The organism is Variovorax sp. TLI9-5A (assembly GCF_056867935.1).
In genome coordinates this window covers 6,379,567-6,397,610 of record NZ_CP200310.1, presented here as the reverse complement: position 1 = coordinate 6,397,610, position 18,044 = coordinate 6,379,567, and the positions used below count along the sequence as shown (strand labels likewise).

At 68.4% G+C, this 18,044-nt stretch carries 18 protein-coding genes; 12 read left to right on the top strand and 6 right to left on the bottom strand.

What is annotated here, in order from left to right; all coding sequences use genetic code 11:
* The first annotated feature begins 7 nt into the window (after window positions 1-7).
* Complete coding sequence (locus tag AC1VNX_RS30425; protein ID WP_483161263.1) at window positions 8-991, top strand: glycosyltransferase family 2 protein; 984 nt, start codon at window positions 8-10, stop codon at window positions 989-991.
* A gap of 21 nt (window positions 992-1,012) precedes the next feature.
* Here the strand turns inward: AC1VNX_RS30425 and AC1VNX_RS30420 are convergent, their stop codons facing one another.
* Window positions 1,013-1,762 carry a glycosyltransferase gene (locus AC1VNX_RS30420; RefSeq protein WP_483161262.1) on the bottom strand — a complete coding sequence of 250 codons (750 nt, stop codon included), beginning with the start codon at window positions 1,760-1,762 and terminating at the stop codon, window positions 1,013-1,015.
* 45 nt (window positions 1,763-1,807) lie between these two features.
* On the opposite strand from AC1VNX_RS30420, the gene AC1VNX_RS30415 reads away from it, so the two are divergent.
* The 4 genes from AC1VNX_RS30415 (at window position 1,808) to AC1VNX_RS30400 (ending at window position 5,767) form a co-directional block, all read left to right on the top strand.
* Window positions 1,808-2,905 (top strand): MraY family glycosyltransferase, encoded by a 1,098-nt coding sequence (locus AC1VNX_RS30415; RefSeq protein ID WP_483161261.1) that lies wholly within the window; start codon window positions 1,808-1,810, stop codon window positions 2,903-2,905.
* A 182-nt stretch (window positions 2,906-3,087) separates the two neighbouring features.
* Entirely contained in the window at window positions 3,088-3,981 is an 894-nt protein-coding gene (gene argB / locus AC1VNX_RS30410) for an acetylglutamate kinase (protein ID WP_019656864.1), read from the top strand.
* A 68-nt stretch (window positions 3,982-4,049) separates the two neighbouring features.
* Entirely contained in the window at window positions 4,050-4,700 is a 651-nt protein-coding gene (gene slmA, locus AC1VNX_RS30405) for a nucleoid occlusion factor SlmA (RefSeq protein ID WP_483161260.1), read from the top strand.
* Window positions 4,701-4,942: 242 nt separating this feature from the next.
* Window positions 4,943-5,767: a DMT family transporter gene (locus tag AC1VNX_RS30400; protein WP_483161259.1), complete on the top strand. Its 825-nt coding sequence runs from the start codon at window positions 4,943-4,945 to the stop codon at window positions 5,765-5,767.
* 13 nt (window positions 5,768-5,780) lie between these two features.
* Here the strand turns inward: AC1VNX_RS30400 and AC1VNX_RS30395 are convergent, their stop codons facing one another.
* The 4 genes from AC1VNX_RS30395 to AC1VNX_RS30380 are packed head-to-tail and all read right to left on the bottom strand — an operon-like array spanning window position 5,781 to window position 10,063.
* Window positions 5,781-6,839: a malate/lactate/ureidoglycolate dehydrogenase gene (locus tag AC1VNX_RS30395; protein ID WP_483161258.1), complete on the bottom strand. Its 1,059-nt coding sequence runs from the start codon at window positions 6,837-6,839 to the stop codon at window positions 5,781-5,783.
* Window positions 6,840-6,842: 3 nt separating this feature from the next.
* Complete coding sequence (locus tag AC1VNX_RS30390) at window positions 6,843-7,775, bottom strand: SMP-30/gluconolactonase/LRE family protein (protein WP_483161257.1); 933 nt, start codon at window positions 7,773-7,775, stop codon at window positions 6,843-6,845.
* A gap of 24 nt (window positions 7,776-7,799) precedes the next feature.
* Window positions 7,800-9,326 (bottom strand): UxaA family hydrolase, encoded by a 1,527-nt coding sequence (locus AC1VNX_RS30385; protein ID WP_483161256.1) that lies wholly within the window; start codon window positions 9,324-9,326, stop codon window positions 7,800-7,802.
* A 20-nt stretch (window positions 9,327-9,346) separates the two neighbouring features.
* A complete protein-coding gene (locus AC1VNX_RS30380) occupies window positions 9,347-10,063 on the bottom strand; it encodes a FadR/GntR family transcriptional regulator (RefSeq protein WP_483161255.1) in 717 nt (238 codons plus the stop codon).
* 129 nt (window positions 10,064-10,192) lie between these two features.
* Between AC1VNX_RS30380 and AC1VNX_RS30375 the strand changes: the two genes are divergently transcribed.
* The 4 genes from AC1VNX_RS30375 to AC1VNX_RS30360 all read left to right on the top strand — a co-directional run bounded on the left by AC1VNX_RS30375 (window position 10,193) and on the right by AC1VNX_RS30360 (window position 13,506).
* Window positions 10,193-10,927: an SDR family oxidoreductase gene (locus AC1VNX_RS30375; protein WP_483161254.1), complete on the top strand. Its 735-nt coding sequence runs from the start codon at window positions 10,193-10,195 to the stop codon at window positions 10,925-10,927.
* Window positions 10,924-11,685 carry an SDR family NAD(P)-dependent oxidoreductase gene (locus tag AC1VNX_RS30370; protein WP_483161253.1) on the top strand — a complete coding sequence of 254 codons (762 nt, stop codon included), beginning with the start codon at window positions 10,924-10,926 and terminating at the stop codon, window positions 11,683-11,685. The genes AC1VNX_RS30375 and AC1VNX_RS30370 overlap by 4 nt, the downstream gene beginning before the upstream one ends.
* A gap of 73 nt (window positions 11,686-11,758) precedes the next feature.
* On the top strand, window positions 11,759-12,607 hold the full coding sequence (locus tag AC1VNX_RS30365; RefSeq protein ID WP_483161252.1) for a fumarylacetoacetate hydrolase family protein: 849 nt from the start codon (window positions 11,759-11,761) through the stop codon (window positions 12,605-12,607).
* A gap of 68 nt (window positions 12,608-12,675) precedes the next feature.
* Window positions 12,676-13,506, top strand: a complete 831-nt coding sequence (locus tag AC1VNX_RS30360) for a helix-turn-helix domain-containing protein (RefSeq protein WP_483161251.1) — start codon at window positions 12,676-12,678, stop codon at window positions 13,504-13,506.
* Here AC1VNX_RS30360 and AC1VNX_RS30355 read toward each other — a convergent pair whose 3' ends face one another.
* Window positions 13,507-14,394: a LysR family transcriptional regulator gene (locus tag AC1VNX_RS30355; RefSeq protein WP_483161250.1), complete on the bottom strand. Its 888-nt coding sequence runs from the start codon at window positions 14,392-14,394 to the stop codon at window positions 13,507-13,509.
* 121 nt (window positions 14,395-14,515) lie between these two features.
* On the opposite strand from AC1VNX_RS30355, the gene AC1VNX_RS30350 reads away from it, so the two are divergent.
* From AC1VNX_RS30350 to AC1VNX_RS30340, 3 genes are all read left to right on the top strand, one after another.
* Window positions 14,516-15,274, top strand: coding sequence for an SDR family oxidoreductase (locus AC1VNX_RS30350; protein ID WP_483161249.1), 759 nt, complete (start codon window positions 14,516-14,518; stop codon window positions 15,272-15,274).
* 172 nt (window positions 15,275-15,446) lie between these two features.
* On the top strand, window positions 15,447-16,136 hold the full coding sequence (locus AC1VNX_RS30345; protein ID WP_483161248.1) for a TetR/AcrR family transcriptional regulator: 690 nt from the start codon (window positions 15,447-15,449) through the stop codon (window positions 16,134-16,136).
* A gap of 75 nt (window positions 16,137-16,211) precedes the next feature.
* Window positions 16,212-18,008: an acyl-CoA dehydrogenase C-terminal domain-containing protein gene (locus tag AC1VNX_RS30340; RefSeq protein ID WP_483161247.1), complete on the top strand. Its 1,797-nt coding sequence runs from the start codon at window positions 16,212-16,214 to the stop codon at window positions 18,006-18,008.
* The last annotated feature ends 36 nt before the right edge of the window (window positions 18,009-18,044 follow it).

The window sequence follows — 18,044 nt, the reverse complement described above, 5'->3', positions numbered from 1 at the left end:
AGGTCTGATGACGCTCGAAGTCTCCGTCGCCCTCTGCACCCGCAACGGCGCGCGCTACCTTCCCGAACAGGTCCGCAGCATCTGCGCGCAGGAGCCCCCGCCGCGTGAAATCGTGCTGTCCGACGACGCATCCACCGACGACACGCTGGCCGTGGTGCGCGACACCCTCGCGCAGTGCGGCATGGCCGACCGCATCGCGCTGCGCGTGTTCAGCAACTCGCCGCCGCTGGGCGTCACCCGCAATTTCGAGCAGGCGGTGCGCGCCTGCAGCCACGAGCTCATCGCGCTGTGCGACCAGGACGACGTCTGGCACCCGGGGCGGCTGGCGCGCATGGTCGCGCAGTTCGAGGCTCGGCCCGATCTGCTGCTGCTCCATACCGACGCGCGCCTGGTCGACGGCGATCTGAAGCCGCTGGGCTCAACGCTCTTCCATGCGCTTGAGGTGCAGCCGTCCGAACTGGAGGCCATCGCGAGCGGCGAGGCCTTCGGCGTGCTGCTGAGGCGCAACCTGGTGACGGGCGCGACGACGATGTTCCGCAGGACCTTGCTCGAGGCGGCGCTGCCGTTCGCGCCCGAGTGGGTGCACGACGAGTGGCTCGCCGCGGTGGCCGCGGCCACCGGCCGCATGGACGTGCTGCCCGAGCCGACCATCGACTACCGCCAGCACGGCAACAACCAGATCGGCGCGCGGCGGCTGACGCTGTCCGAGAAGATCGCCAAGGCCTTCGTGGAGCGAGGCGACAAGCACGTGGCGCGGCTGCGCCGGGCCGAGGCGCTGCTGCGGCGGCTGCAGCAACTCGGCGACAAGGTGAGGCCGGGCTGCCTGGATGCGCAGCGCGACAAGGTCGCGCACCAGCGTTTCCGTGCCGGGCTGCCGGCGGCGCGCCCGCTGCGCCTGCTGCCGATCCTCGTCGAGGCGGCACGCGGCCGCTATGCGCGTTTCGGCCGTGGCAAGCAGGCCATCGTGCAGGACGTTTTCGAGCGCGGCTGACCGTCCCGGCTGAAGGGCCGGCTAGCGGCCCTGCAGTCGCAGGTATCGCCAGAACGAGGCCGACAGCCACACCTTCAGCAGGCTGGTCACGTGCCAGTACAGGTACTTCCTGCTGCGGTGGCTCTCGCGCTGCGCGTCGTGCCGGGCTAGCAGGTTCTCGCCGACCTGCAGCTTCCAGCCCGCCAGCCGGGTGCGGGCGCAGATGTCGAAGTCCTCGCCGTACATGAAGAACTTCTCGTCGAAGCCGCCGACCTGCCGGTAGGCCTTGCTGCGAAACAGCATGAACAGCCCCGGAATCCACGCCGGCACCGTCGGGCGAACATAGCCGGGCTTCTTTCTTCCTACGATTTCCAGCGGCGTGAGCAGCGCCCGATGGGGTTCCGGCTCGGTCTTGCCGGGCTCCAGGATGCGCGGCGTGAGCAGGCCGGCGTCGGCTGAAGCCTGTGCGAGCAGCGGCGACAGCACGTCGTTGTCGAAGCGGATGTCGGGGTTGAGCACCAGGAACCACTCCGTGTCGCACCGCTCGAAGGCCTGGTTGTGATTGGCGCCGAAGCCCTTGGGGCTCGCGTTCTCGATCCGCTCCACCTCGAAGCCCCAGCTGCGGCCGGCAAGCACGTCGGCCTCGGGAATGTTCAATGTGAGCAAAACCTTGTCGATGACGGCGCGGCTGTGCGCATCCAGCTGCTCGAGCAGCGGCAGCACCAGCGCGAGCTGGCCGTGGCTCACGATCGAAATGGTGATGGGGAGGCGGGGGGAGGGGAGCGTGGGCATGGTCTAATTTCGCCCGGGAATTCTAGGGTTCCCCAACCCCCACACATGATTGCTCTGATCGTCATCAGTTTCTTCGTCGCCGCCTTCTCGGTCCAGGTGTTCATGCGACGTGCGCGGCGGCACGCCCGCCTCTATGGCGCCGACATGCCCCAGCGCTTCCACAAGGGCCATGTGCCACGCCTGGGCGGTGCGGGCATCCTGCTGGGCATGGGCGCGGCCTGGCTGGCCGCCGGCATCACCGGCACCGATCCGTTCAACGTCTCGTGGCCCGTCACGACTTCGATGCTCACGCTGGTGTGCATCCTGCCGGCGGTGCTGGGCGGCATCGTCGAAGACGTCACCCAGCGCGTGAAGGTGCGCTACCGGCTGGGGCTGACCATCGGCTCGGCGCTGCTGGTGTGCTGGCTGCTGGGGCTGGGCGTGGCGCGCACCGGCTTCGAGACGGTCGACGGCTGGCTCGCGATGGTTCCCTTTGCCACCGTGATATTCGCGGCCCTGGCCATCGGCGGCCTGCCGCATGCCTTCAACATCATCGACGGCTACAACGGGCTCGCGGGCACGGTCGCCGTGCTGGTCTGCCTGGCGATCTCCCACGTGGCGCTGCAGGTCGGCGACCGGCAACTGGCGGCCATGGTGATCTGCCTGGTCGGCGCCACCTTCGGCTTCCTGGTTTGGAACTACCCGCGCGGCAAGATCTTCGCCGGCGATGGCGGGGCCTACGTCTGGGGCATGGTCATCGCCGTGGCCTGCGTGACGCTGGTGCAGCGGCACCGCGTGGTGTCGCCCTGGTTCCCGATGCTGCTGCTGATCTACCCGGTGTGGGAGACACTGTTCTCCATCTACCGCAAGCTGGCGCGCGGCCAGTCGCCCGGCACGGCCGACGCGCTGCACTTCCACCAGCTGATCTTCCGCCGCATCGTGCGCGTGGCCTTCGCGGACGACGAGGCCCGGCAGCTCCTGGCGCGAAACAACCGCACCTCGCCCTACCTGTGGATGTTCGCCGCCCTGTCGGTGGTGCCGGCGGTGCTGTTCTGGAACAACACCATCGTGCTGATGTTCTTCTGCCTGCTGTTCGTCACTACCTACGTGGGTGCGTACCTGATGATCGTGCGCTTCAAGGTCCCGCGCTGGCTGCGGCCGTGAACAGGCACACCCCCAGGCTTCGCGCACTTCGTGTCGCTGCGCCAACCCCCTTGCAGGGGCAACACCGGTGGCCCGGCAAAGCCGGTTCCACGGTGCTCCCGCGCAGTCAGCCGGCTGTCACCGGGATTGCGCGAGAATTTGAGCTTCACCTGATCGTCCACCGCTTCGGAGCCTGACCGCCCATGACCGACCCCGTCCTCAACATCCCCCCGCGCGACAAGGCCGAGATCCTGGCCCAGGCGCTGCCGTACATCCGCAAGTTCCATGGCAAGACCATCGTCATCAAGTACGGCGGCAATGCCATGACCGACCCGGCGCTGCAGGCCGACTTCGCCGAAGACGTGGTGCTGCTCAAGCTGGTGGGCATGAACCCGGTGGTGGTGCACGGCGGCGGCCCGCAGATCGAGGCGGCGCTCAACCGCCTGGGCAAGAAGGGCAGCTTCATCCAGGGCATGCGCGTGACCGACGCCGAGACCATGGAAGTCGTCGAATGGGTGCTGGCCGGCGAGGTGCAGCAGGACATCGTGGGCCTGATCAACCAGGCCGGCGGCAAGGCCGTGGGTCTCACGGGGCGCGACGGCGGTCTGATCCGCGCGCAGAAGCTCAAGATGGCCGACCGCAACGACCCCAACGTGCACCACGACGTCGGCCAGGTCGGCGACATCGTCTCCATCGACCCCAGCGTGGTGAAGGCGCTGCAGGACGACGCCTTCATCCCGGTGGTCAGCCCCATCGGCTTCGGCGAGGAGAACGAGAGCTACAACATCAACGCCGACGTCGTCGCCGGCAAGCTCGCCACCGTGCTCAAGGCAGAGAAGCTCATGCTCCTGACCAACACGCCCGGCGTGCTCGACAAGGACGGCAAGCTGCTCACCAACCTTAGCGCCCGCGAAATCGACGACCTGTTCGCCGACGGCACCATCTCGGGCGGCATGCTGCCCAAGATCGAAGGCGCGCTCGATGCGGCCAAGAGCGGCGTGAACGCGGTGCACATCATCGACGGCCGCGTGCCGCATGCGATGCTGCTGGAGATTCTGACGGACCAGGCCTACGGCACGATGATCCGCGCCCGTTGAGCCGGGCGTGGGCGCGTGCTAACTGCGCTGTGCGAGAATCAATTGATTACATCTTTGCACGCGCTCCCATGCAGAACGAAGAGACGACCAGTGCTTCCGGCGTAGAGACTCCTGCGGAAACGACCACTCCCCCGGCGCGCAAGCGCCCGAAGCCGGGTGAGCGGCGCGTGCAGATCCTGCAGGCGCTCGCCTCCATGCTGGAGCAGCCGGGTGCCGAGCGGGTCACCACCGCCGCGCTGGCCGCGCGGCTCGAAGTGAGCGAAGCCGCGCTGTATCGCCATTTCGCGAGCAAGGCCCAGATGTTCGAGGGCCTGATCGACTTCATCGAGCAGAGCGTCTTCACGCTGGTCAACCAGATCCTCGAGCGCGAGGGCGCCACCGGCGCACAGCAGGCCGCCAAGATCCTCACGCTGCTGGTGCAGTTCGCCGAGCGCAACCCTGGCATGACCCGCGTCATGGTGGGCGATGCGCTGGTCTACGAAAACGAGCGCCTGCAGCAGCGCATGAACCAGTTCTTCGACAAGATCGAAGCCACGCTGCGCCAGGTGCTGCGCGGTGCCGCCGCGGCCGACGGCTCGGCCACGCCCAGCGTCGACGCCCAGGTGCGCGCCGCGGCACTCACGGCCTTCGTGGTGGGGCAGCTGCAGCGCTTCGCGCGCTCGGGCTTCCGCCGCGCGCCTTCCGAGCACCTCGAAGCGACGATCGCGCTGATCGTCTGACGCGGGGTACCCTGCAGCGGGCCGGCCGGCTCGCCTTGGGCCTTCGAGCGGCGTAGCATCTGCCAGTCCCTTGCTGCCGCCCCTTGGCGGCAAGCCAATGTTGCGCGGTTGCCTCCATGGAGGGCGCATGAGCCATGGCGCAGTCGATCGTCTGCTGGAGCCTCGCTTGCCGCGGGTGTCCGCACGTGCCTGACGCGGCGCACAGCCACGGCCTGCGGACCATCCTCCTGACGGCGCTAGCCATGCTCGCATTCGCCGCCAACTCCTTGCTGTGCCGGCTCGCGTTGCAGCACAAGGGCATCGACCCGGCGAGCTTCGGCAGCGTCAGGCTCGTGGCGGGTGCGCTCATGCTGGGGCTCATCGTGCGATTCAGGGCTCAGCCGCCAGCTTCGCCGGCTCGTGCCGACTGGCTGGCCGCCGTCATGCTGTTCGGCTACGTCGCCTTCTTTTCCTTCGCCTACCTCAGCCTGCCTGCGGGCACTGGCGCGCTGATCCTGTTCGGCGCGGTCCAGCTGACGATGCTTGGCGTGGGCCTGCGTTCAGGCAGCGAGCGCTTCGGGGTGCTCGCATGGTGCGGCTTTGCCCTGGCGGTGGGCGGGCTCGTCTACCTGGTGTCGCCGGGGATCGCCGCGCCGCCGCCGTTGGGTGCCGTGCTGATGGCCGTCGCGGGCGTGGCATGGGGCGTGTATTCGCTGCGCGGCCGCGGCGTGGCCGACCCGCTGGCCGCCACCGCGCGCAACTTCACGCGGGCGGTGCCGCTGGCACTCGCGCTGAGCTTGGTGTTCGCGGCCAGCGCCCACGCGGATGCGACCGGCCTCGCGCTCGCCGTCGCTTCCGGCGCACTGACCTCGGGGTTCGGCTATGTGATCTGGTACGCGGCGCTGGGCCGTCTTGGCGCCATGCGCGCGGCCACCGTGCAGCTGTCGGTGCCGCTGCTGGCGGCCTTCGGCGGCGTGTTGTTCCTGTCGGAGGCGATAACGCCGCGCCTTGCCGCGGCCTCCGTCGCGATCCTGGGCGGCATCGCGCTCGTGCTGAGCCAGAAGTCTCGGGCAGGCGCTCGCCGGTAGCCGGCGTCAGCGTCTACGCGACGGCCACGCCGACCTTGGCTCCCGCCGCGACGATCTCCCCCCACGTCGCGTCGTCCACCCAGATCCCGTCCTTGCGCCGCGCCGCGCGCGCCTTGCGCTCCGGCTCACCCGCGATCTGCACTTCGTCGAAGCCCTGCCCGGGCGGGCTCTGCCGCAGCCAGCCGACGAACTCACGGGCTTCCTCGTCGAAGGATTTCTGCGTGCCCAGCCGCGCAGGGTCGATCAGCACCGTGAGCATGCCGTTGAGCACCGTGCGTGCCGTGTCCGCCGGCCGGTGCCAGGTGCCGCCGCCGGTGAGCGCGCCGCCCAGCAGCTCGCAGGCCACCGCCATGCCGTAGCCCTTGTGCTCGCCGAAGGTCATGAGCGCGCCGAAGAGGCCGTTGCCCTGCGGCACCACCACCACGCCTGGGTCGTTGGTGGGCGCGCCGTTCTCGTCGATCAGGTAGCCGTCGGGCACGCGTTCGCCCTTGTTGTGCGCCACGCGCATTTTCCCCTGCGCCACGCGGCTGGTCGCGTAGTCGAGCACGAAGGGCTCGGCGCCCGAAAGCGGAATGCCGATGCAGCACGGGTTGGTGCCGAAGCGCCCGTCGCCGCCGCCCCAGGGCGCGACCACCGGCCGCGAGAGCACGTTGACGAAGTGCATCGAAACCAGCCCCTGCGCCGTCGCCATCTCCGCGAAGTGTCCGATGCGCCCCAGGTGGTGCGCATGCGCCAGCGTGAAGATGCAGCTGCCGTGCTGCTTCGCCCGCGCGATGCCCAGCTCCATCGCCTGCACGCCGACGATCTGGCCGTAGCCGTGCTGGCCGTCCAGGCCCATCAGCGTGCCGATGTCGAGGTTCACGCGCACCGCTGCGTTCGGCTTCAGGCCGCCCTCGGCCACGGCGTCGACATATCGGGGCAGCATGCCCACGCCGTGCGAGTCGTGGCCGCTCAGGTTGGCCAGCACGAGGTTGGCGGCCACCTGCTGCGCCTCGGCGGGCGAGCTTCCAGCGGCTTCGAGGATGCGGGCGACGGTGGCCTGCAGGTGGTCGGCCTTGAGCGTGTGGGACATGGATCAGGCTCCTTTCGCGTTCAGCGTGATGGCGTAGAGCGACGTGGTCGCGCAGATGAAGAGGCGGTTGCGCTTGGGACCGCCGAAGCACACGTTGGCCACGCGCTCGGGCAGCAGGATCTTGCCCAGCAGCGTGCCGTCGGGGTGGTAGGCGTGCACGCCGTCGAGCGCGCTGGTCCAGATGCGGCCTTCGGTGTCGAGGCGGAAGCCGTCGAAGAGGCCGCTGGTGCATTCGGCGAAGACTTCTCCGCCGCTCAAGGTGCGGCCGTCGGCTCCGAGCTTGAACTTGCGGATGTGCCTGGGGCCGTCCGCCGCGTGGCTCGCGCCGGTGTCGGCGATGTACAGCAGCGACTCGTCGGGCGAGAACGCAAGCCCGTTGGGCTTCACGAAGTCGTCCGCCATGAGCTCGACCTCGCCGCCAGCCGGATCGACGCGGTAGACATGGCACGCGCCGATCTCGCTGTCGGCCTTCAGGCCCTCGTAGTCGGAAAGAATGCCGTAGCTCGGGTCGGTGAACCACACGGCACCGTCCGAGTGCACCACCACGTCGTTGGGCGAGTTCAGCCGCTTGCCCTTCCAATGCGACGCCAGCACGGTGGTCGTGCCGTCGTGCTCGGTGCGCGTGACGCGCCGCGTGAGGTGCTCGCAGCTCACCAGCTGGCCCTGGCGGTCGACCGTGTTGCCGTTCGTGTTGTTCGACGGCTCGCGGAAGGTGCCCACGGTGCCGTTGACCTCGTCGAAGCGCAGCATGCGGTTGTTCGGAATGTCCGACCACACCAGCGTGCGGTGCGCCGCGAACCAGGCGGGGCCCTCGCACCAGCGCGCGCCGGTCCACAGGCGCTGCACGCGCTCGGGGCCGGGAATGCAGCCCTTGAAGCGCGGGTCCAGCTGCTCGAAGCCTGTGCCTTCCAGGAAGCCGAAGGGGAGAGTCACCATGCCGTTCCTCGTCGATGGTTCAGTTCACATCACCGCGCCGACCTGCCACGGCACGAACTCGTTCTGGCCGTAGCCGTGCTGCTCGCTCTTCGAGTGCGCGCCCGAGGCGGTCGCGAGCACCAGTTCGAAGATGCGCTGGCCCATCTCCTGGATCGACGCCGTGCCGTCCACGATCTCGCCGCAGTTGATGTCCATGTCTTCCTCCTGCCGCTGCCACAGCGCCGAGTTGGTGGCGAGCTTGAGCGAGGGCGAGGGCGCGCAGCCATACGCCGAGCCGCGCCCCGTGGTGAAGCAGATCAGGTTGGCGCCGCCGGCCACCTGGCCCGTGGCGCTCACAGGGTCGTAGCCCGGCGTATCCATGTAGACGAAGCCGCGCGCGGTGACGGGCTCCGCATACTCGTACACAGCCTCCAGGTTGCTGGTGCCGCCCTTGGCGACCGCGCCCAGCGACTTCTCGAGGATGGTGGTGAGGCCGCCCGCCTTGTTGCCGGGCGAGGGGTTGTTGTTCATCTCGCCTTCGTTGATGGCGGTGTAGTGCTCCCACCACTTGATGCGGTCCACCAGCTTCTGGCCCACTTCGCGCTTCACCGCGCGGCGCGTCAGCAGGTGCTCGGCGCCGTACACCTCGGGCGTTTCGCTGAGGATGGCGGTGCCGCCATGCGCCACCAGCAAGTCGACCGCCGCGCCCAGCGCCGGGTTGGCGCTGATGCCCGAGTAGCCGTCGGAGCCACCGCACTGCAGCCCGATGGTGATGTGCGCCGCGCTGCAGGGCTCGCGCTTCACCGCGTTGGCGCGCGGCAGCATCTCGTTGATGAGCGCCACGCCCTTCTCGACCGTCTTGCGCGTGCCGCCCGTGTCCTGGATGTTGAAGGTGCGGAAGTTCTCGCCCTCGGCCAGGTGCCCGGTCGCGAGCCAGGCGTTGATCTGGTTCGCCTCGCAGCCCAGGCCGACCACCAGCACGCCCGCGAAGTTCGGGTGCGTGGCGTAGCCCGTGAGCGTGCGCTCCAGGATCTGCATGCCCATGCCCTGCGTGTCCATGCCGCAGCCGGTGCCGTGCGTGAGCGCGACCACGCCGTCCACGTTGGGGAATGCCGCCAGCGCCTGCGGATTGGTCTTGCGCGAGAAGTGGTCGGCGATGGCGCGCGCGGCCGTGGCCGAGCAGTTCACGCTGGTCAGCACGCCGATGTAGTTGCGCGTTGCCACGCGGCCGTCTGCACGCTTGATGCCCATGAAGGTGGCTTCGCGCTTCGCGGGCGCGGGCTTCACGTCGGCGCCGAAGGCGTAGTCGCGTTCGAAATCTCCCTTGTCGGGCCCCATGTCGAGGTTCTGCGTGTGCACGTGCTCGCCGGCGGCGATGGGCTTGCTCGCGAAGCCGATGATCTGGTTGTAGCGGCGCACCGGCTCGCCCTGCGCGATGTCGCGCATCGCGATCTTGTGGCCCGGCGGGATCAGGCCGCGCACGGCCACGCCTTCGATGGCGGTGCCGCCGAGCAATTGGGAGCGCGCGATGACGACGTCGTCGGCGGGATGGAGTCGGATGTAGGGTGTCATCGTGGTCGTTCTGTATCTGTTCAGGAGGCCTTGGTGCGGCGCCAGCTCGCGCTGAACCGCTGATGGAACTTGTCCATGTGCTCGTGCATGGCGCTGCGCGCGGCGGCGGGGTCGCGCGCGGCGATCGCTTCGAGGATCAGCTCGTGCTCGCCGATGGCGACCTGCCACGACTCCATGGTCTCGAAGTAATCGATCATCCGGGCGAAGATCGGCCCGTGCCGCGACTCCCAGAAGCCCTGCACCGTCTCGGTCAGCACCACGTTGTCGCAGGCGTTGACGATGGCCAGGTGGAAGGCGCGGTCGCCCTCGTGCGGCACCTCGTTGCGCGCGGCCAGCTCGCGCATCATCCGGATGGCGCGGCGCATGGCGTCCACGTCCTTGCGCTTGCCGTACTGGGCCGCGGTGGCGGCGGTCTCGCCCTCCACCATGCGGCGCGCGCGGATGATCTCCAGCGGGCCCCATTCGATGCCGGCCGCACCGTTGGGCGGCGGGGGCGTGCGGCCCGATCGGTCGAGCACGTAAACGCCCGAGCCCGTGCGCACCTCGACCCAGCCTTCCACTTCCAGCGCGATCAGCGCCTCGCGCACCGACGGCCGGCTCACGCCCAGCTGCCGGGCCAGGTCGCGCTCGGCGGGAATGCGCGCGCCCACCGCGAATTCGCCCTTGCCGATGAGCTCGCGCAACTGTTCGGCTATCTGGCGGTAGAGGCGCTGGGGTTCGAGGGTCTGGATCGGCACGGGAGGGGCGGGGAGAGAAGGGGAGGCGAAAGGAGTTAAGGGTTGTCCTGAATTGGCCAAGTGGTAAGGCCAATTCAGAATACGCCAGATCGCCCGCACCATCATCGGGCCAAACCCGAGGAGAGCTCGATGAGACTGAAGGGGAAGACCGCGCTGGTCACGGCGGCCGGCCAGGGCATAGGCCACGCCAGCGTACTGGCCATGGCCGCCGAGGGCGCGCGGGTCTGGGCCACCGACGTCAACGAGAAGCTCCTCGAACGCTACGCGGGCGTGCCCAACGTCACCGCGCTGAAGCTCGACGTGCTCGACAAGGCCGCCATCGGCGCGCTGGTGGCGAAGCTGCCGGCGCTCGACATCCTCTTCAACTGCGCGGGCGTGGTGCACAACGGCACCATCGAGCAGGCCACCGACGACGAGCTGCTCTTCGCCTGCAGCCTCAACGTGCGTGCCCAGATGTGGACCATCCAGGCCGTGCTGCCCGGCATGCTGGAGGCCGGGCGCGGCAGCATCATCAACATGGCCAGCGTCTGCTCCAGCATGAAGGGGCTGCCCAACCGTTTTGTCTACGGCACCACCAAGGCGGCGGTGCTGGGCCTCACCAAGAGCGTGGCGGCCGACTACGTGGCCCGTGGCATCCGCTGCAATGCGGTGTGCCCCGGCACGGTCGACACGCCCTCGCTCGGCGACCGCATCAATGCCAATGCCGACCCCGAGGCCGCGCGCCGCGCCTTCATCGCGCGACAGCCCATGGGGCGGCTCGCGCAGGCCGGGGAAATCGCGCCGGTGGTCGTGTTCCTCGCCAGCGACGAATCGGTCTTCGCCACAGGCCAGGCCTTCACCGTCGACGGGGGCATCACGATATGAACCAGCTCGACTTCAAGGGCCGCCACGCGGTCGTCACCGGTGGGGCCACGGGGCTGGGCTTCGGCATCGCGCAGCGGCTGGTCGCCTCGGGCGGCAGCGTCACGCTGTGGGACCGCGACGAGGAAGCCGCCCGGAAGGCCGCCCAGTCGCTCGGTGGCAGCGGCAAGGCCTTCGCGCTGAAGGTCGACGTGTCGCAGCAGCCCTCGGTCGCCAAGGGCGTGGCCGCCACGCTGGCGCATGCGCCGCGCATCGACGCGCTGGTCAACAGCGCCGGCATCACCGGGCCCAACACCAAGCTGTGGGACTATCCGGTGGACGACTGGCGCCAGGTGATGGAAGTCAACATCAACGGCGTGTTCCTGTGCTGCCGCGAGGTGGTCGCGCAGATGCGCAGGCAGGGCGACCGGGGCTACGGCCGCATCGTCAACATCGCCTCGGTGGCTGGCAAGGACGGCAACCCCAACGCCAGTGCCTACAGCGCGAGCAAGGCGGCCGTCATCGGCATCACCAAGTCGCTCGGCAAGGAACTGGCCGACACCGGCATCCGCGTGAACTGCGTGACGCCCGCGGCGGTGAAGACGGCCATCTTCGACCAGATGACGCCCGAGCACATCGCCTTCATGCTCTCGAAGATTCCCATGGGCCGCTTCGGCACCGTGGAAGAGGTGGCCGCGATGGTCGGCTGGCTCTGCACGGAAGACTGCTCGTTCTCCACCGGTGCCGTGTTCGACCTGTCGGGCGGCCGCTCCACCTACTGACCGGGCAAGACCGGTTCATCTCATCTCATCTCACCCCACCGATTTCCGGATTCCAACGCACTGAAAGGAAAACATGAAACTCGTCCGCTACGGCAACCCCGGCAAGGAAAAACCCGGCCTCATCGATGACAACGGCCAGCTGCGCGACCTGAGCGCCATCGTCAAGGACATCGGCCCCGACCAGCTCGGCGACGCCGCGCTGGCCAAGCTGCGCAAGCAGAAGGTCGACAAGCTGCCGCTGGTCAAGGGCAAGCCGCGCTTCGGCTGCCCGGTGGCGAACGTGGGCAAGTTCATCGCCATCGGCCTGAACTACGCGGATCACGCGGCCGAATCCGGCCTGCCGGTGCCCAAGGAGCCGGTGGTGTTCACCAAGGCCAACAGCTGCGTGCAGGGCCCGAACGACCCGGTGATGCTGCCCAAGGGCTCGGTCAAGACCGACTGGGAAGTCGAGCTCGGCGTGGTCATCGGCACCCGCGCGCGCTACGTATCGCAGAAGAGCGCGCTCGACTACGTGGCCGGCTACTGCACCATCAACGACATCAGCGAGCGCGAATACCAGATCGAGCGCGGCGGCACTTGGGACAAGGGCAAGGGCTGCGACACCTTCGGCCCCATCGGCCCCTGGCTGGTGACGCGCGACGACGTGCCCAACCCGCAGAAGCTGGCGATGTGGCTCGACCTGAACGGCCAGCGCGTGCAGACCGGCAGCACCAAGACCATGATCTTCACCGTGGCGAAGATCGTGAGCTACGTGAGCCAGTTCATGACGCTGATGCCGGGCGACATCATCACCACCGGCACGCCCCCCGGCGTGGGCATGGGCATGAAGCCGCCGCTCTTCCTGAAGAAGGGCGACGTGATGACGCTGGGCATCGAAGGCCTGGGCGACCAGCGCCAGGAAGTGATCCCCTTCAAGCTCTGAGCCCCGCCGGCTCCAGACCGTGGCGCGCTCATTCGCGTGAGCCGCGCCTGTCTGCGATCATCCGGCGCATGCAGGTGCCTCCCGTCCATCGCTGCCAGGTCTTCGGCTCCCCGTGGGAGGGTGTGTACGGCACGTCGATCGACAGCGCGATGCACTACGGCCGCCACTGGCACGCGACCTACGGGTTGGGCCTGCTGGAACAGGGCGCACAGAGCTCGGCCAGCGGACGCGGCAAGGTCGACGCCTACGCGGGCGACCTCATCACCACCAACCCCGGCGAGGTGCACGACGGGCAGCCGCTGGGCGGGCCTTCGCGGCAATGGCGCATGGTGTACCTGGACCCGGGCGTGATGGCGAGCATCAAGGGCGATGCCGGGCCGGAGGTCGAGTTCACGCGGCCCGTGCTCAAGGACGCGCGGCTGCGCCACACGCTGCGGCGCCTGTTCGCGCGGCTCGATGCATGGCGTGCCAATGCTGCCGATGTGGAGACGCTGGCTTGCGAGGAGTCGCTGGTCGAGGTCTGCGGCCTGCTGCTCGAAGCGCATTCCACGACAGCGCCGTCGTCGGGGCCTGCAGCCGGCGGCGACATGCGCCGCCTGCGCGAACGTCTGGCCGACAACCTGCACGAGGCGCCGAAACTTTCCAACCTCGCCGAGATGGCCGGTCTCAGCCGCTACCAGGTGCTGCGCCGCTTCGAGAAAACCTATGGCGTGCCGCCGCATGCCTGGCTGCTGCTGCAGCGCGCCGAGCGTGCGCGTGGCCTGATCCGCCGGGGCGAGAACCTGGCCGACGCCGCCGTCGCCAGCGGCTTCGCCGACCAGAGCCACATGACCCGCATCTTCGCGCGCCACTTCGGCTTCACGCCCGGCGCGTGGCAGCGGGCCTGCCGCCGGGGCTGATCAGCGCAGTACGCGGATCAGCTCGTCGTACACCAGCCGCACACGTGCCGGCACCGGCGCGCGCTGCGCGCGGTAGACGTAGATCGGCCACGGCTCGGGCGCCTCGGCCTGCAGCACCGGTACCAGAGCGCCGCTTTCGATGGCGGGCTCGGCCAGCGAGCCGATCAGCTGCGCGAAGCCCAGGCCCGCGAGCACCGCCGCGCATTCGGTGTCGAAGTCGTCGGTGACGAAGGCCGGCGAGGTCACGGCCAGCTGCCGGTCCTTGCGGAAGATCATCGACCACGGCCGGCCCGACTTGCGGTCGATCAGCGCGGTGAGCGGCATCGCGGCGAGCGCGTCGATGGTCTTCGGCACGCCGGTGCGCGCGATCAGCGAGGGGGCCGCCACTACGTGCAGCGCCATCTTCCCGACCGGCCGCGCGATGAAGCGCGCGTCGCGCAACGGCCCCACGCGCACGCCGATGTCGATCTGCTCGCCGACCACGTCGGCATGCGCTTCCGAGACGCGCAGGTCCAGCACGAGGCCCGGGTGCGCGGCGAGCATCGGTGCCAGCGCGCGCGGAATGAGCTGGCGCCCGAAGATGCCCGGCGCCGTGACGCGCACCGTGCCCTCGTGCTGCGAGAGCGCGCGGCGGTCGGTGCGATGGAACAGCTCGTCGACGCCGCTCAGCGCGGGGCGGGCCCGCTCCAGCAGCTGCCGGCCGAAGTCGGTGAGCTGCACGCCGCGCGTGCTGCGGTGAAAGAGCGGCTCGCCCAGCTCGTCCTCCAGCTCGCGCACCGCGCGCGTCACCACCTGCGGCGACACCGACAGCCGCGCGGCCGCATCGCGGAAGTTGGCGGCATCGGCGGCGGCGCAGAACACGCGCAGGGCTTCGAGGCGGTTGGACACTGGGTATTCCTTTTCTGGGAATTCTGAAGTCGCGAGAGTTTCATTTACGGGAACGCGTGGATTTTCCACACTGCATGCACTTCTTCAAACCTCCCGTTCAAGCCAACCGAAAGGAACTCTCATGACATCCGTTCAAGACAACATCAAGGGCAAGGTCGCCATCGTCACCGGCGCGAGCAGCGGCCTCGGCGAATCGACCGCCCGCCACCTGGCGGCGCGCGGCGCGAAGGTGGTGCTGGCGGCACGCCGCACCGACCGGCTCGACAAGCTCGTCGCCGAGATCCGCGAAGCCGGCGGCGAGGCCATCGCCGTGGCCACCGACGTGGCGAAGCGCGCCGACCTCGAGAAGCTCGCCGCCGCCACCGTCGAGGCCTTCGGCCGCATCGACGTGCTGGTCAACAACGCGGGCGTGATGCCGCTGTCGCCGCTGCACAAGCTCAAGGTCGACGAGTGGGACCGCACCATCGACGTCAACATCAAGGGCGTGCTCTACGGCATTGCCGCGGTGCTGCCGCGCATGCAGGCGCAGGGCAGCGGGCACATCGTCAATGTCGCGTCCATCGCCGGGCTGAAGGTGTTCACGCCCATCGGCACCGTCTACAGCGCAACCAAGCACGCGGTGCGCGCCATCTCCGAGGGCCTGCGCGTGGAAGTGGGCAACAGCGGCGTGCGAGTGACCATCGTGTCGCCCGGCGCGGTCGAGTCGGAACTCAAGCTCGGCAGTACCGACGCCGAGAGCGCCGCCGGCGTGAAGGCGTTCTACGAGGCCAACCAGATCCCGGCTGACTCGGTGGCGCGCGCCGTCGTTTACGCGGTGGAACAGCCGGCCGACGTGGACATCAATGAGGTCGTGCTGCGGCCGGTGTCGCAGGAGTTCTGAGCCCGGGGCCGCAGACCGGCCCCTGAAGGAAAGAGAAGACAGATGCGGGACGGACCCTATGGCGGTCCGTTCCGCCTCAATTAACCTTCAACAACTGAAGGTCAATTTGCGGACGAAGGTGCAAAGACCTGCAAAATAGAACGACCGTTCGTTTTTGCATGGAAATTCCACGATGACCGCAACAGCCGTTCCCGCCAAGCCCGCGCGCGCCGCCCAGAAGGGGCAGCAGACCAAGGCCGTCATCGTCGACGCCGCGCTGGCCCTGGCCGCGCAGATCGGGCTCGAAGGGCTGTCGATCGGCGCCGTGGCCGAAATCACCAAGATGAGCAAGTCGGGCGTCTTCGCCCACTTCGGCTCGCGCGAAGAGCTCCAGATCTCGGTGGTGCGCGAATACCACGCCCGCTTCGAGCAGGAGGTGTTCTTCCCCGCACTGAAGGCGCCGCGCGGCCTGCCGCGCCTGCGCGCCATGTTCGCCAACTGGATGAAGCGCACCTCGACCGAGATCGACTCGGGCTGCATCTACATCAGCGGCGCCTCCGAATTCGACGACCGCCCGGGCCCGGTGCGCGACGCGCTGGTCGAGTCGGTCAGCATCTGGCAGGCGGCAGTGCTGCGCGTCATCGTGCAGTCGCAGAGCGAAGGCCACCTGCGCGCGGACGCCGACGAGCGCCAGGTGGCGTTCGAGATCCACGGCCTCATCCTCGCGCTGCACTACGAAGCCCGCTTCCTGCAGGTGCCCGGCTCCATCGGCCGCGCCAACGTCGGCTTCGACAACATCCTCGCGCGCGCCGCCACGCCCGACGCGCCCAAGCCCGAAGCGGCCGCCGCGCCGGCGGGCCGCCGACTCAAGACCGTGCGCTGACCCGGCGCGCGGCCCGTTCCCGAATTTCGTTTTCCTTTTTCTTTTTCTATCTAGCTTCGACCAGGAGAGTTCCGGATGCCTACCTACAACCCCCCCGTACGCGACATGCAGTTCGTGCTGCACGAAGTGCTCAACGTCGCCGAGGAGCTCAAGGCGCTTCCGGCCCATGCCGAGACCGACGCCGACACCATCAACGCGGTGATCGAAGAAGCCGGCAAGTTCGCCGCCGAAGTGACCTTCCCGCTGAACATCAGCGGCGACGAGGAAGGCTGCACGCTCGACAAGACCACGCATGAAGTCAAGACGCCCAAGGGCTTCAAGGACGCCTACGCCAAGTACGTCGAAGGCGGCTGGCCCGCGCTGTCCTGCGACCCGGCCTTCGGTGGCCAGGGCCTGCCCTTCGTGGTGAACCAGTGCCTGTTCGAGATGCTCAACAGCGCCAACCAGGCCTGGACCATGTACCCCGGCCTCTCGCACGGTGCCTACGAGGCGCTCGCCGCGCACGGCACCGACGAGCAGAAGAAGACCTACCTGCCCAAGCTCACCAGCGGCGAGTGGACCGGCACCATGTGCCTGACCGAACCCCATTGCGGCACCGACCTCGGCCTGCTGCGCACCAAGGCCGAGCCGCAGCCCGACGGCACCTACCGCATCACCGGCAACAAGATCTTCATCTCGGCCGGCGAGCACGACATGACCAGCAACATCATTCACCTGGTGCTGGCCCGCCTGCCGGACGCGCCCAAGGGCAGCAAGGGCATCAGCCTGTTCGTGGTGCCGAAGTTCAAGGTCAAGGCCGACGGATCGCTGGGCGAGCGCAACCCGATCTTCTGCGCCGGCCTCGAGCACAAGATGGGCATCCACGGCAACGCCACCGCGCAGATCGTGATCGAAGGCGCCACCGGCACGCTGGTGGGCGAGCCCAACAAGGGCCTGGCCGCGATGTTCGTGATGATGAACGCCGCGCGCCTGGGCGTGGGCAACCAGTCGCTGGGCCTGACCGAAGTGGCCTACCAGAACGCACTGGCCTATGCCAAGGACCGCATCCAGATGCGTTCGCTCTCCGGCGTGAAGGCCAAGGACAAGGAAGCCGACCCCATCATCGTGCACCCCGACGTGCGCAAGATGCTGCTCACCGCCAAGGCCTATGCCGAAGGCGGCCGCGCGCTGCAAATTTTCTGCACGCTGCTGCTCGACAAGGAGCACAACCACCCCGACGAGAAGGTGCGCAAGGACTCGGGTGAGTTGGTCGCGCTGCTGACCCCCATCGTCAAGGCCTTCATCACCGACAACGGCCACATTTCCACCAACGCCTGCATGCAGGTGTTCGGCGGCCACGGCTTCATCAAGGAATGGGGCATGGAGCAGTTCGTGCGCGACAACCGCATCAACATGATCTATGAAGGCACCAACACCATCCAGTCGCTGGACCTGCTGGGCCGTAAGGTGCTGGGCAACAACGGCGCCTCGCTGAAGAAGTTCGGCAAGCTGGTTGCGAAGCTGGTGGAAGAAGAGGGCGTCAACGAGAAGATGGCCGAGTTCATCAACCCCATCGCGGGCCTGGGCGATCAGCTCACCAAGTTCACGACCGAGATCGGCTTCAAGGGCTTCCAGAACCCCGACGAAGTGGGCGCCGCTGCTGTCGACTACCTGCGCGTGGCCGGCCACTTCGTGTTCGGCTACCTGTTCGCCCGCATGGCGCAGGTCGCGCTGCGCGAGATCGCCGCCGGCAACACCGACCCGTTCTACGTCGCCAAGCTGCAGACCGCGCGCTTCTACTTCGCCAAGCTGTTCCCCGAGACCGCGACGCTGATGCGCACCGCGCGCGCCGGCAGCAAGGTGCTGATGGACACCGACGCGGCACTGGCCTGAAGCAACAAGCCCTTTGCCTTTTCCTTCACTTCGCCG

What these genes read in the sequence shown, in the direction of transcription:
- AC1VNX_RS30425 (WP_483161263.1), top strand. Translation starts at nt 8, where the DNA reads ATGACGCTCGAAGTCTCCGTCGCCCTCTGCACCCGCAACGGCGCGCGC.
- AC1VNX_RS30420 (WP_483161262.1), bottom strand. Translation starts at nt 1,762, where the DNA reads ATGCCCACGCTCCCCTCCCCCCGCCTCCCCATCACCATTTCGATCGTG.
- AC1VNX_RS30415 (WP_483161261.1), top strand. Translation starts at nt 1,808, where the DNA reads ATGATTGCTCTGATCGTCATCAGTTTCTTCGTCGCCGCCTTCTCGGTC.
- argB (WP_019656864.1), top strand. Translation starts at nt 3,088, where the DNA reads ATGACCGACCCCGTCCTCAACATCCCCCCGCGCGACAAGGCCGAGATC.
- slmA (WP_483161260.1), top strand. Translation starts at nt 4,050, where the DNA reads ATGCAGAACGAAGAGACGACCAGTGCTTCCGGCGTAGAGACTCCTGCG.
- AC1VNX_RS30400 (WP_483161259.1), top strand. Translation starts at nt 4,943, where the DNA reads ATGCTCGCATTCGCCGCCAACTCCTTGCTGTGCCGGCTCGCGTTGCAG.
- AC1VNX_RS30395 (WP_483161258.1), bottom strand. Translation starts at nt 6,839, where the DNA reads ATGTCCCACACGCTCAAGGCCGACCACCTGCAGGCCACCGTCGCCCGC.
- AC1VNX_RS30390 (WP_483161257.1), bottom strand. Translation starts at nt 7,775, where the DNA reads ATGGTGACTCTCCCCTTCGGCTTCCTGGAAGGCACAGGCTTCGAGCAG.
- AC1VNX_RS30385 (WP_483161256.1), bottom strand. Translation starts at nt 9,326, where the DNA reads ATGACACCCTACATCCGACTCCATCCCGCCGACGACGTCGTCATCGCG.
- AC1VNX_RS30375 (WP_483161254.1), top strand. Translation starts at nt 10,193, where the DNA reads ATGAGACTGAAGGGGAAGACCGCGCTGGTCACGGCGGCCGGCCAGGGC.
- AC1VNX_RS30370 (WP_483161253.1), top strand. Translation starts at nt 10,924, where the DNA reads ATGAACCAGCTCGACTTCAAGGGCCGCCACGCGGTCGTCACCGGTGGG.
- AC1VNX_RS30365 (WP_483161252.1), top strand. Translation starts at nt 11,759, where the DNA reads ATGAAACTCGTCCGCTACGGCAACCCCGGCAAGGAAAAACCCGGCCTC.
- AC1VNX_RS30360 (WP_483161251.1), top strand. Translation starts at nt 12,676, where the DNA reads ATGCAGGTGCCTCCCGTCCATCGCTGCCAGGTCTTCGGCTCCCCGTGG.
- AC1VNX_RS30350 (WP_483161249.1), top strand. Translation starts at nt 14,516, where the DNA reads ATGACATCCGTTCAAGACAACATCAAGGGCAAGGTCGCCATCGTCACC.
- AC1VNX_RS30345 (WP_483161248.1), top strand. Translation starts at nt 15,447, where the DNA reads ATGACCGCAACAGCCGTTCCCGCCAAGCCCGCGCGCGCCGCCCAGAAG.
- AC1VNX_RS30340 (WP_483161247.1), top strand. Translation starts at nt 16,212, where the DNA reads ATGCCTACCTACAACCCCCCCGTACGCGACATGCAGTTCGTGCTGCAC.